This window comes from Variovorax sp. 278MFTsu5.1 (genome assembly GCF_048305045.1).
GTDB lineage: Bacteria > Pseudomonadota > Gammaproteobacteria > Burkholderiales > Burkholderiaceae_C > Variovorax > Variovorax guangxiensis.
This window is the reverse complement of record NZ_CP157622.1, coordinates 4360279-4373292: the sequence shown is the minus strand read 5'-3', so window position 1 is coordinate 4373292 and position 13014 is coordinate 4360279. Positions and strand designations below refer to the sequence as shown.

Sequence of the window (13014 nt, the reverse complement as noted above, 5' to 3'; positions counted from 1 at the left end):
ACCGCGGATTTTTACGCTGCGCGCTCCGTAATCTTTTCTCCTGATTTCTCATGTCCGTTTCAGACGACTCGCGCGGCGCACGCACGCCGCGTCTCCTTGCTCCTGCCGCATCGAACGCCTCAGAACAGAACAACGACAACAACACGCCGCCGCGCCGCCAGGTGCTGAAGCTCGGGGCTTCGCTTCTGACGGTCGGCAGCAGCGGCGCCTTGCTCGCGGCATGCGGCGGCGGTGGAGGCGACGGGCCGGCTCTCGGTCCATTCCCGGCTTCGACGCCTGCACCGGCGCCCGCGCCGGCGGCAACGCCCGCTCCGCCCGCGGCAGCCGCCAAGATCTCGAGCTTCTCGATCGCTGTGATGCCCGACACGCAGTTCTATGCGCGCTATGCCACGGCGGCCGAAAGCGACCAGTACAACAAGCGCTTCGGCAGCGCTCCTTTCGCAGCGCAGACGAAGTGGATCGCCGACAACGCCAAGGGACTGAACATACCTTTCACCATCCACCTCGGCGACGTGGTCGACCAGGTCGGCAAGCCCGACCAGTGGAAGGTGGCCGATGCAGCCATGAAGATCCTTGAAGATGCGAAGCTGCCCTACAGCGTGCTGGCCGGCAACCACGACGTGCTGAGGGACGTCGACTACAGCGTCGATTCAGTCGGCGGCACCGACAAGGACCGCACCCCTGCCAACGAACCCTACATCCAGTGGTTCGGCACCGAGCGCGCGAAGAAGCAGGCCACCTTCGGCGAGCGCGACACCAGCGGCTTCCACGAGTACCACGTGTTCGAAGCCCAGGGCCAGAAGTTCATGGTGCTGTCGCTGTCGTGGCGCATTTCCGATGCCGGCATTGCATGGGCCCGCCAGGTGATCAGGAAGAACCCGACGCTGCCGGTGATCCTGGTGAACCACCAGTTGCTCAACATCGCGCCCGATGGCACGAGCCCGCTCGAAACCGACTACGGCAAGATGCTGTGGGAGAAGCTGATCCGCGACAACGACCAGATCTTCATGACGCTCAACGGCCACCACCATGGCGCCGCGCACCTCACGAAGATCAACGACTTCGGCCGCAAGGTCGAGGAGATGGTGGTCGACTACCAGATGGCCTACCAGGGCGGCAACGGCCTCATGCGCCTGTACGAGTTCGACCTGACCAACAAGAAGATCAAGGTGCTGTCGTTCTCGCCGTGGGTTCCGCAGAAGCCGGCGGCCACGCTCAACAGCTTCGACCAGGCGGTGCTCACCACTGCCAACGAGGCCTTCACCATCGACATGGATTTCGCCCAGCGCTTCTCGGGCTTCAACAAGAGCTTCGGTGCCGGCAGCGCCACCATCGAAGGCTCGCTGGTGGACAAGGCCCGCGCGATGATCCTTGCGAACTACAAGGAACCGGCGACGCTCGTGCAGCGGCCGGCCACGAATTCGGACGACTACCCCAAGGTCGCGAACACGCTGGCGCACTGGCGTTTCTTCGGCGGCACGGCCAACCAGCCGGTGCTGCCGGGCACGGTCATCGCCGACGTCGCGGGCAGCAATCCGCTGCACCGCGATGCGCTGAATCAGGGTGGCGTCGTCGGTGCGACAGATGGCGACATCGTGTGGACGGACGACCGTCACTACCTCTCGGCCGCGCCGGGGTCGGTACGTTTCCTGAATACCAACAAGAACACGCCTCGCCTGAGCTATTTCCTTACCGATGCTGCGGCGCCGATCAACGCGCAGACGCTGGAGAACGGCTACACCATCGAAGCATTCATCAAGATCGACAAGAGTTGGACCAGCGCCAACCAGGCGTGGATGAACATCATGACGCGCGACGGCAAGCGCGGCGACCTGGCCGGCTATTCGGGCGGAGACCCCGAATCGCCTCCGATGCTGTTCGCCATCTCGAGCCTGCGCGAAGTGCAATGGGAAGTAACTCCGAGCCCTGCCGGTACCCGGTCGCCCAAGGCCAACTGGTCGGGCGAGGTCATTGCCGACCGCTGGGTGCACATCGCGATCGTGAACGATCCCGTGTCGCACGACACCACCATGTACGTGGAAGGAGCCCCGGTGCTGCGCAATGCGTCCGCCATTCCGGGCCTTGCCACGCTTTCGGCCACCTCGCCATGGGTCGTGGGCGGCGGCTCGTGGGACGGCGCGCGCGCCGATGGCTTCTTCGGCAACATCGGCGAAGTCCGCGTCGTGGCAGCAGCACTGACCCCTGCCCAGTGGCTCACGGCACGCAAGCCGGCATAAGCAGAGCTCCGGCCTTCCCGCGATCAGTGAGTGATGCGGGGAGGCTGCTTTCTCCTATTTCTTCCTGCCGGTCCGCCTTCACGGCACCCTTGCCGTTCTCCTTCTCGAACATCGCAAAGTACTCCGAAGCCCGCTTCCGCAGCGATCGCCCGGTGTTCGCGTAGTCGTATTCGTTGAGATTCGCCGGCGACACCCGCCCGGCAGCACACGATGCCGGTTTCCTCGGCGATGCGGCTGGCCGAATCGGGGTCCACTTCCGGCGGCGGCCGAGCTCACGGTACAGCGCCTCCTTGCGGCGCCGGCGACGAGGGCGGCAATCAATGTGCCGCAGATGCCGCCGAGCTGAATGGGGCCGAAGCGGATCTGCCCACTGCATAGCCAATGGCGAGCACGAGGAATAGCGCAATTTCGGACTGGTTTCCGAGTATTTCGACCAGACCGCCAATCACAAATCAGATCCCTTGCCCGGAATGTGCTTGCAGGCGGGGCGCGGCCTCAATTGGCCGGTGGCTGGTTCGGAGGGCGCCGTAGTTCATTCGAATCTCACCAGCGTGACTGCGGACACCGGCAGCCATGGATCGCGCACTTTATGCTGATTCGAAGAACCGTCTATTTTTCGCATTGATTCTTGCGATAAATCAACACTTAGAATAATTGTGAAAATATGCATCAGGGAGGTGGGCATGCCGCTCAATTTGCAAACAATATTCTTATCAATTGAATTTCAATTAGGCGGTTTGTCTTATCTGCAAACCGAGGCTCAATGACCCGGCGCGTCAATATCGAGACGCCCGCGGGCGAGGCACTGCAATTCCGCCAGCTGGTAGGCCGCGAAGCGCTGAGCCAGCTGTACGCCTTCGACGTCGAACTGCTGGGCAACAGCAACGCCATCGACCCCAAGAGCCTGCTGGGCAAGGCCTGCAACGTGTCGGTGGAGACCGAAGGCGGGGTGAGGTACCTGGGCGGTATCGCCACCCGTTTCGGATTGCAGCAGGAGGATGCGCGCCACTCCTTCTACCGCCTGCGCCTTCGCCCCTGGCTGTGGCTGGCCACGCGGCGCAGCGACTTCCGCATCTTCCAGGGCAAGAGCGTTCCCGAGATCGTCATGGAAGTGCTCGGGCGTTATGGCCATCCCATCGAGCAGAAGCTCAGCCGCGGCGACTACCGGCGCTGGGATTACTGCGTGCAGTACCACGAGAGCGACTTCGACTTCGTCTCGCGCCTGTGCGAACTCGAAGGCATCTACTACCACTTCAGGCACGAGGCCAGCCAGCATGTGCTCGTTTTCGCCGACGACATCGCCAATTCCCACAGCCCGCTGCCCGGCGGCGAGGAGGTGCGCTACCACCCGCTCGAGAAGTCCGGCATGGGCCAGCGCGAGCGCATCTACGCGTGGGAGATCGCCGAGGAGGTGCGCTCGGGCCATCACTACAACGACGACTACGACTTCGAGAAGCCCAAGGCCGAGCTCTCGCACCTGCGCCAGATGCCCCCGGGGCATGACCACGACGCCTTCGAGAACTACGAATGGCCCGGCGGTTTCGTGCAGCACGGCGACGGCGAGACCTACGCGCGCATCCGCAACGAGGAGCAGCTCAGCCAGCGCAGCCGCGTCACGGGCCGTGCCAATCTGCGCGAGCTGGCCACCGGCCACACCCTGCGCCTGACCGGCCACCCCAAGGCCGACCAGAACCAGCAGTACCTGCTCGTGGGCGTGAGCTACCACCTGCAGGAGAACCTGCAGGCCAGCGAAGGCGTGGAAGGGACCGAAGGCTCCGTGCAGCGCTTCGCCTTCGAGGCCCAGCCCACCAGCTACGCATGGCGCGCACCGCGCACCACGCCCAAGCCGCGCACGCGCGGTCCGCAGACCGCCATGGTCGTGGGCCCGGCGGGCGAGGAGATCTGGACCGACCAGTACGGGCGCATCAAGGTGCAGTTCCACTGGGATCGCCTCGGACAGGACAACGAGAACTCCAGCTGCTGGGTGCGCGTTTCAACCGCGTGGGCCGGCGCCACCTTCGGCATGACCAGCGTGCCGCGTGTCGGCATGGAGGTGATCGTCGACTTCCTCAACGGCGACCCCGACTACCCCATCGTCACTGGCTGCGTGCACAACGCCGACACCATGCCGTCGTGGGAGCTGCCGGGGCAGAAGCACCTGTCGGGCATCCGCAGCCGGGAGCTCGGAGGCGGACGCGGCAACCACCTCGTGCTGGACGACACGCAGGGCAAGATCCAGGCGCAGCTGCGCAGCGACCATCAGTCCAGCCAGCTGAGCGTGGGGCACATCGGCCGCATCGAGGACACGGCGGGGCGCAAGGAGCCGCGCGGGCAGGGCTTCGAGCTGCGCACCGACGGGCATGGCGTGTTGCGTTCGGGCAAGGGCCTGCTCGTGACCACCGAGGCCCGGCCGAATGCACAGGCGCATGCCACCGACATGGGCGAGACGGTGGGCCGTCTCACGCAGGCGCGCGATCTGCACGAAGGCCTCAGCGGCCTGGCCCAGGGCGCGCAGGCCCATGAAGCCGGCGACCAGGACGAAGTCACCACGAGCATCAAGGAACAGAACGACGCCATCAAGGGCCAGGGCGGCAACCGCGAGCAGGGCGATTTCCCCGAGTTCCAGGAGTCGCACCTGACGCTGGCCAGCGCCAAGGGCCTGCAGACCGTGGCGCAGGGCTCGACGCACGTCGTGAGCAACGAGCACACCGCGCTCACCAGCGGCGGCCATACGAGCGTGAGCGCGGGCAAGAGCATGCTGGTGAGCGTGCAGAGCGCGATCCGCATGTTCGCCGCCAAGGCCGGCATGCGGCTCGTGGCTGCGGGCGCGGACATCGACATCAAGGCGCTGAAGGACAGCGTCAACGTGCTGGCCAAGCTCAACATCACGCAGACCGCCAACAAGATCACCATCCAGGCGAAGGAAGAAGTGGTCATCAACGGCGGCTCGAGCTACAGCCGCTGGAGTTCGGGCGGCATCGAGCACGGCACGGCCGGCACGTGGCGCGAGCATGCCGCCGTCCACAGCCTCGTGGGGCCGGCCAACGACGGCAAGCCCGCGCTGCCCAACCCGCCGCCGGTGCCCAAGGGGCAGCTCGACCTCTATCACCAGTACATCAAGCCGACCGGCGAAAAGCGCCAGGGCGTGGCGCAGGGCGACTTCACCGTGGTGGATTCGGAAGGCGGCACGCACGCCGGCACCTTCGACCGCAACGGCTTCGCGACGGTGTCGGGCCTGCCCATCGGCACCGCCAAGGTCACGTTCGGCAAGGACCCGCGAGACCCTTGGGAAGAAGGCAGCTATTACGGTACGCCGGAGGACTGGAAGGCGAAAGGCGCGACTGGCGCGGCCGCGGGCGGAGCGGGCGGGGGCGTGTCGGGCATCTCCGGCATCTCCGGCCTCGTGGGCAACGCTGCCGGACTGGCCGGCTCTGCGGGCGGCGCCGCAGGAGCCCTCGCAGGCGTGGCCGGCATGGGCAGCAAGGCGGCGAGCGCGCTGAACCAGGTCACGCAAGCGGCCGGCGTCGCGCAGCAGGCCGTGGGCGCGGCGCAGGCGATCCAGCAGGGCGGTGCCAAGGCGCTGCTCGGCCAGGCGAGCCAGGCGGCGACCGGCATGGCGATCCAGGCGGCCGGTGCCAAGCTCGGCCCGATGGGCGTGCCGATCACCGGCGTGATGAGCGGCATCGCTTCTGGCGGAATGAAGCAGCCAGGCATCGCCACCGCAGTTGCAAATCCAGTCGCCACAGGCCGGACGCCGGGCTTCGCAGGCTGACCCTGCCTAGTCGCCCCGAATGGTCCTCCAGCGGGCCACCCAACCTGAAACGAGAGTTCGAGAGAAAAAGAAAAAATGGCAGAACAGGAGGCGGCGTCGAAGCCGCAGGCAACCGAGCGCGAGCCGCAGACGGCGGTGGCACCGCTGAACACGATCGTGAAGGAGGACGTCGCCGCGGCCAGCAAGGCAGTGGACGACTGGCTGCGCTCGTTCAGCGGCGGCTACGTGACGCTGGAACGATTGACGATGGTGCTGGGCAGCATCCCGATCGTGGGCAACATCATGGCGCTGGTGGATGTGTTCCTGGACATCATCAACATCGTCGAGAAGAAGGCCAAAGACGGCGTCGACGCGTTCCTGAACTGGGTGAGCCTGGGCATCAACCTGATCGGGCTGATCCCGATACCGCCGAGCATGGCTGCTGCGCGCATGAGCCTGCGCCCGACGCTGCATCTGGTGAAGCAAGAGTTGAAGACGGCAGCCTCCAACCTCGGCGAAGCGATCGTCACCACGCTGGTGGGGCACCTGAACGCCACCATCATGGGCGAGCTGGACAAGTTCATCGATGGAGCGATCGCCAAGCTCGACGGCATCCTCAAGAGCTGCGCGGACCTTGCGGACAAGATCATCGACAACCTGGTGGACGTGATGCGTCGCGTGCTGGGGCAGAAGGACCTGTTCACGGTGGGCACGCCTGCATCACCAGAAACCAAGGTGCACGACCCGAAGACGCAGAGCACGTGGAGCCGGATGTGGGGTGCTGCGGTGCGGTACTCGAAGCAGTCGGCGAACTACGTGGCGAAGGCGGCTGCGAGCCAGCTGCCCGATGGCGTTGCCAGCCAGGTCAACAGCGTGATCACGCAGATGCTGGACTTCAAGCAGCAGCTGCGCGGGCAGCTGTCGAGGCTGGCGGACAGGGAAGCGCAGGCCAGCATCATGTGGCTGCTGTACAAGCTGCGGGATGCGCTGCTGAAGAAGAAGGGCAGGAGGGCCGCGATCGTGCCGCCGCAGGCGGGGGCGGTTGCCCAGAAGGACAAGCCCGGTGACCAGTTGGGGCACATCAGCAAGCAGGCGCCCGCGAACGGGCGAGGGTGCAGCATCAAGAACGGTCCGGCGCCGGTGCGCAAGGGCGGCTCCATCAGTCTCGCTCTCGGGGATGAGAGCTTCACCCACACCGACTTCGTACTGGCGGCGCCGCTGCCGATCGAATGGGCCCGCACCTACGCCAGCGACCTCGACGCCTTCGACCGAGGCAGCCTGGGCGCGCGCTGGATCACCCCCTACAGCATGCGCGTGGACATCACCACGCCCGCGCGCGGCGCACGCCAGGGCCAGCCCAGCCTCGTCTACCACGCCGCCGACGGCCGCAGCCACGCCTACCCGGTGCTGGCCGTGGGCCAGAGCTACTTCGACGCGATCGAGGAAGTCCGCGTCTCGCGCCTGAGCGAGAGCCTGCTGGTGCTTGACTTCGGCAAGCCCCTGCCCGAAGGCGACCAGAGCGAGTGGCGCGAGATCTACGAGTACGTCGACAGCAAACAACCCCATTTCCGGCTGGTCGCGCAGCAGGCCAAGGACGGCATGGCCATCGGCCTGCGCTACGACCACGTCATCGCGGCAACGGGCGAGCGCGTGCTCAGCGACATCATCAGCAAGCACGGCGAAGCCGTCATGGCGCATGTGGGCACCAAGCCCGATGCGCAGACGGGGCTCATCCAGTCGCTGTGGGAGCTCAAGGATGGCCAGGTCGTGCGCCAACTCGCCGGCTACACCCACGACGGGGAGCGCGATCTTGTCGCCGCACAGGACGAAGACGGTGCCAGCTGGAGCTACACCTACAGCCACCACCTCGTGACCCGCTATACCGACCGCACCGGCCGGGGCATGAACCTCGAGTACGACGGCACGGGCCCCGACGCCAAGGCCGTGCGCGAGTGGTCCGACGACGGCAGCTTCGCGCTGAAGCTGGAGTGGGACCGCAACATCCGCCTGACCTACGTGACCGATGCGCTGGGTGGGGAGACCTGGCACTACTACGACATCCAGGGCTACACCTACCGCATCATCCATCCGGACGGGCTGCAGGAGTGGTTCTTCCGCGACGACGCGAAGAACATCACGCGCCATGTGCACACCGACGGCACGACGGACGACTACACCTACGACGCCGACGGCAACCTGCAGACGCACACCCGAGCCGACGGCAGCCGGGTGCACTACGAATACGACAGCCTGCATCGGCTCACTGGCATCCGCGATGCGGAAGGCGGCGTGTGGAAGCGCGACTACGACGCGCAGGGCCATCTCGCGGAAGAGATCGATCCGCTGGGCCACAAGACCGAGTACGCCTACGACAAGGCGGGCAGGCCCGTGCGCATCACCGATGCGAAGGGCGGCACGAAGCTGATGAGCTACACGCCTCGCGGTCGGCTCGCGAGCCTCACCGATTGCTCGGGCAAGACCAGCCGCTGGACCTACGACGATCGCGGCCGACTCGCCACGGCCGTCGATCCGGCGGGCAACGTCACGCGCCATCTCTACAGCCTTCCGCAGGAAGACGCGGTACTGAGTGCCCAAGGCAGCGTGCCGGGCCTGCTCCACGAGCTCGTGCTGCCCGACGGCACGCGCGAGCAGACACTGCACGACCCCGAGGGACGCATGCTCGCGCATGTCGACGGGCTCGGGCGCCGCACGCACTACAGCTACAACCGCGCAGGGCTCATCGCCGGCCGCACCGATGCCGACGGGCATTCGCTCAGGTACCAGTGGGATCTGCTGGGTCGTCTTGTCGAATTGCGCAACGAGAACGGCAGCCGCCACAGCCTGCGCTACGACCCCGTGGGCCGGCTGCTGGAGAAGACCGACTTCGCCCGCCGGACCACGCGGTACCGCTACGAGGAAAGCACCGGCCGGCTTGCCGAGGTCGACGCGGGCGGGCGAGTGGTGCAGTTGCAGGCCGATGCCATGGGCAGGATGACCGAGCGGTCCGCTGGCGGCCAGGTCGAGCGCTTCGCCTTCGACCGCAACGGGCGCATGGTGGAGGCGACGAACAGCGACGCGCGCCTGCAGTGGTTCTACGACCCGGCCGGCAACCTGACGCGCGAGCATCAGCACGACCTGCAGGCCGGGCGCACCGCGATATGGCAGCACCGCTACGACGCGCTCAACCAGCGCGTCGCCACGATCCGCCCCGACGGCCACACGACCCAATGGCTCACCTACGGTTCGGGCCACGTGCACGGCCTGCTGCTCGACGGACACGACATCCTCGGCTTCGAGCGCGACGACCTCCATCGCGAAGTGCTGCGCGAACAGCGCAACGGCCTGACCCAGAAGCTGCGTTACGACAGTGCAGGCAGGCGGCAGGAACAGCAGGTCGTGCCGGGCCAGGCGAGCGCAGCCGGCGCGCTGCGGCTGCAGCGCACCTACGGCTACGACAAGGCGGGGCAGCTCGTCGCCATCGTCGACAGCCATCATGGCAACCTCGACTACCGTTACGACCCGGTCGGCCGCCTTGTCGAGGCCAGTAGCCGGTTCGGCCGCGAGACCTTCGCCTTCGATCCGGCGGGCAACATCGCCGAGCCTGACGGCACCACCGGCGCAAGCCGGGCTCCTGCCGTTCCCTTGCTCGACAACCTGCTCAAGGCCTATGCCGGCGTCCGCTATCGCTACGACGAGCACGGCCACATGGTCGAGCGCGCGTGCAACGGCCGGTCGACCACCTTCGCCTGGGACGGTTTCGGGCGCCTGAGCTCCGCCACGGACGAAGATGGCACGCAAACCTCATTCGCCTACGACCCGCTGGGCCGCCGTATCTCGAAACGCTCGCGAGACAGCATCACCCGATTCGGTTGGGATGGCGACACGCTCGCCTTCGAGAGCACGCAGAGCCTCGCCGCGGAGCAGGAAGACGACGGACGCGGCTGGAGCGTGCACTACGTCCACGAGCCGCGCTCCTTCGCTCCGCTGGTTCAACTGCGCCAGGCGCATGCGATCGTGCCGGGCAGGACGCCCGACGTGCGGGAGCTCATGGCCGCCAACGGTGGCGCCTACGATATCGAGCAGGATCCGCTTTGGAACGGCGAGCTCCAGCCGGGGCAGCGCAGCTTCGAGGCCGACGAGATCGCCTTCTACCAGTGCGACCACCTCGGCACGCCGCGGGACCTGACCGATCATGAGGGCCGGGTCGGATGGTCGGCCCAGTACAAGGCCTGGGGCGAGGCACGCGAGGTCATCAGCGAAGCGGGACGACGTGCCGGCATCGTGAACCCGATCCGCTTCCAGGGGCAGTACTTCGATGCCGAAACGGGGCTGCACTACAACCGCTACCGCTACTACGACCCGGCGAGCGGCCGGTATGTCTCGCCCGACCCGCTGGGGCTGGCAGGCGGCCTCAACCTCTATGCCTACGTCGGCGGCAACCCCGTTCGCGGCATCGACCCGCTGGGGCTGGTCGACATCAACCTGTTCCCGCACAACGAGGCGATCCGCCAGTCGGCCGACAACATCCAGAGCCCGCCCGGCACCTTCACGGTCGGCTCCCACGGCAACCCGAGCATCATGACCGACACCGCGCTCAAGGGCATCACGCCCGCACAGATGGCAGAGCGGATCAAGGCGCACCCGTCCTATACGGAAGGCCAGAAGGTGCAGCTGATGTCTTGCGAGACCGGCAAGGGCACCGACCCCTACGCCCAGAAACTGGCCAACGAGCTCAATGCGCCTGTCGTGGCGCCCGACAAGCTCCTGTGGATCTGGCCCCACGGCGCCTACAAGCCTGCTGGCCAGAAGGCCGACGGAAGCATGGACACCGCCGATCCCGGCGTCTGGCATACCTTCAACCCCAAGTCATGAAGAACATCGATCTCAGGTTCGGCACGAAGCTGGCAGTGCTTCTTCCTCTTCTTCTGAACCTCCCAGTCTCTTACGCAACGGAGAACCAAGCCATGGACAAGCCCGACGCCGCACCAGCCTCTTCTTCTTCGCCCATCTCGGGTGCGCAGTCCTACGCGCTGACAGATGCGCAACGAGCCGAACTGATCACGAAGGCCGAGGCCGGTGACGCCGAGGCCGCGTTCCGTCTCTCGCTGTACTACACCTTCACGTCTTCCGACGACGTTCAGCGCATCCGCTGGCTGACGATCGCGGCCAAGGCCGGACACGTCGTCGCGCAGCACAACCTGGCCTACGACCTCTACATGGGCGGCAAGGACCTCGCCGAAGCCGCGCATTGGGCGGCGGAGTCGTCGAAGAGCGGCAATGCGGAGGCAGGAGATCTGCTCAAGGAGATCGAAGCGGCCCGCGCGAAGGCCCGGGGCTCGCGTCCGTGAGCGACGGCCTCGATGGTTCGGCCGCGCCGCTCTTCGAGATCGAGCCGCCGGATCGGCTGCTGCTCAACACCCCGGTGGTGATCGCATTGGGCAACGCTTTCAGGCTGTTCGAGAGGACCGGGCAAGACCTGAATAACTTCGATGTCCGCATTGCCGAAAGGCGGAAAGAGAACGGCGAGGACGAAGACGGTGTCGACACCATCGGCATAGCCTTCTCTGCCAAGCTGCCGCCCGGGCAGAAGGGACTTGGCAACGCCAGCAGGTTGGGGCGGTCGATCATGTACATCGCCTCGAGGATCACGGGCGAAATGCTTCGGGAGCGAGGAAGCAGGTAGTGGTCCCGACGCTGGGACTGTTTCAAAAGACGCCGCGACCGACCGAGTCTGCGGCTTTCAATTTTGAAAGGGAGAAAAGAATGAACGAAATCATCGAAGTCGATGGCCTGGTAGCACAGGCGATTGCAGTGGCCTGGGAGGATGGAAGGTCTTCTGGCCTGCGGCTCGAGAACTACAAGCTTGTGCTGGTCGATGCATCCGACGGATACCGGGTTACGTGGGAAGCGTCGAACAAGCCGCAGGGTCATCGCGGTGCCCTGCCGGGCCTGGCGGAACCGCAACTGCTGATCGACAAGTTCAGCGGCCGAGTCCTTCAGAAGCATCTGTCTCGCTGAAGAGATAGCCAACCGAGGGGCATCGAGTGTCTTCCCAGATCATCATCCTCGCCCACGACATGTGGCGCAAAGGCGCTGGCGGTGCTCCCGCCGGGCTCGTCGGCCAGGCCGACAGCTTCGCCTACGCGGGGCTCGACCTGGGCCTTGCCCAGTTCGCCGCAACGACCTTCGCAGGCACGAGCTTCACCGCCACCAGCTTCAAGCAGGCGGGCTGGAGCGGCTGCCAGTTCACGGGCTGCAGCTTCACCCAGTGCGACTTCAGCAGCATCTCGATCACCGGCTGCACGTTCATCAATTGCAGCTTCACGGGCGCGAACTTCGATGGCGCGAGCATCGGAAGCAGCACCTTCCGCCAGTGCCAGTGGGACGACATCAGCTTCGCGGGCGGCAGCTGGAACGACGTCGGCGTGCTGGACTGCAGCGGCACCGTGGTGCATGCGCAAGGGCTGCAGGGACGCAGCGTGGACTTCACCGGCAGCACCTTCGAGCAGCTCGAGTTCCAGGGCGCCAACATCAACTGAGCCCTGAGGGGCAACCACATCCCATCACTTCATCGATTCCATGTTCATGAAAAACATCAAGACCGTATTCGTCGCCGCTGCTTTCCTCGGCGCTGCTTCCTTGTGTGCCGCGCAAGCCGAGACGAAAACCACGCTGACCAAGCTTCACCAGAGCTACGAGAAACAGGGCCGCCGTGCGCTTGGCATGCCGGAATACGGCAAGCGCGTGCAGTTCCCGGCGGTGGTTGTCGAGGCATCCGATTCCTTCGGCGGTACGTCGCTGATCCGCGCCGCCGATGTGCGCGGCAGCCAGGAGCTGGCGCGCCTGACCCCGGCGGACGACGCACAGAACCAGAAGATGGGTGAGATGCGCAGCGGTGCGAAGTTCACCGCGAGCTGCGAGGTCGGCTTCGCGATGGGGTCGGCGTTTCTCACGATGAAGGACTGCGTGATCCGGCCCTGAAGAGCACGGATTCACAGCACAGCCAGGGTATTCGCTAGAGGCAGG

General features: G+C 65.8%; 8 protein-coding genes. All 8 read left to right on the top strand.

Annotated features, from left to right (window positions below; all coding sequences use genetic code 11):
- Positions 1 to 50: 50 nt before the first annotated feature.
- The 8 genes from ABL844_RS20310 (at position 51) to ABL844_RS20275 (ending at position 12969) form a co-directional block, all read left to right on the top strand.
- Positions 51 to 2237, top strand: a complete 2187-nt coding sequence (locus ABL844_RS20310) for a LamG-like jellyroll fold domain-containing protein (RefSeq protein ID WP_418116951.1) — start codon at positions 51 to 53, stop codon at positions 2235 to 2237.
- Between the two features lie 763 nt (positions 2238 to 3000).
- Complete coding sequence (locus ABL844_RS20305) at positions 3001 to 6009, top strand: type VI secretion system Vgr family protein (RefSeq protein ID WP_418128702.1); 3009 nt, start codon at positions 3001 to 3003, stop codon at positions 6007 to 6009.
- A gap of 75 nt (positions 6010 to 6084) precedes the next feature.
- Positions 6085 to 10860, top strand: coding sequence for an RHS repeat-associated core domain-containing protein (locus ABL844_RS20300; protein ID WP_418128701.1), 4776 nt, complete (start codon positions 6085 to 6087; stop codon positions 10858 to 10860).
- Between the two features lie 92 nt (positions 10861 to 10952).
- Positions 10953 to 11336, top strand: a complete 384-nt coding sequence (locus ABL844_RS20295; RefSeq protein WP_184636809.1) for a hypothetical protein — start codon at positions 10953 to 10955, stop codon at positions 11334 to 11336.
- Positions 11333 to 11671 carry a hypothetical protein gene (locus ABL844_RS20290; protein WP_418116945.1) on the top strand — a complete coding sequence of 113 codons (339 nt, stop codon included), beginning with the start codon at positions 11333 to 11335 and terminating at the stop codon, positions 11669 to 11671. The genes ABL844_RS20295 and ABL844_RS20290 overlap by 4 nt, the downstream gene beginning before the upstream one ends.
- A gap of 80 nt (positions 11672 to 11751) precedes the next feature.
- Positions 11752 to 12006 (top strand): hypothetical protein, encoded by a 255-nt coding sequence (locus ABL844_RS20285; protein ID WP_369661713.1) that lies wholly within the window; start codon positions 11752 to 11754, stop codon positions 12004 to 12006.
- A 26-nt stretch (positions 12007 to 12032) separates the two neighbouring features.
- The gene (locus ABL844_RS20280) at positions 12033 to 12527 is read left to right on the top strand and encodes a pentapeptide repeat-containing protein (protein ID WP_413316405.1); all 495 of its coding nucleotides are present in this window, start codon (positions 12033 to 12035) and stop codon (positions 12525 to 12527) included.
- Positions 12528 to 12573: 46 nt separating this feature from the next.
- Complete coding sequence (locus tag ABL844_RS20275; RefSeq protein ID WP_418116943.1) at positions 12574 to 12969, top strand: hypothetical protein; 396 nt, start codon at positions 12574 to 12576, stop codon at positions 12967 to 12969.
- The last annotated feature ends 45 nt before the right edge of the window (positions 12970 to 13014 follow it).